The sequence below is a fragment of the Vibrio sp. OPT46 genome, assembly GCF_015163535.1.
Classification (GTDB): domain Bacteria; phylum Pseudomonadota; class Gammaproteobacteria; order Enterobacterales; family Vibrionaceae; genus Vibrio; species Vibrio alginolyticus.
Map to the genome: position 1 here is coordinate 1 of NZ_JADDYG010000331.1, position 208 is coordinate 208.

A 208-nucleotide genomic window follows, 5' to 3' on the forward strand; every position below is an offset into this window, starting at 1 on the left:
TGGTCTTTTTAACGGCTATCTTTGTTATCTCAAAAGGTTACACCTCGTATACTGTATACCAATCGTCTAAGCATGAACTGGTCGAGCAGACAAGAAAGCTGATTAACAATGTTTCTTTCTCAATTAAAGATGCGCTGACGACAAAGGACAAGCAAAAAGCTCAAACTATTCTCGCCAACTTTTTAAACCAGCCAAATGTAACGCGGGT

1 pseudogene is annotated in these 208 nt (G+C 39.4%); it reads left to right on the forward strand.

Annotation, left to right across the window (positions count from 1 at the left end):
- Window positions 1–208 (forward strand): annotated as a pseudogene (locus tag IQR33_RS33195) (diguanylate cyclase); the annotation flags it as partial.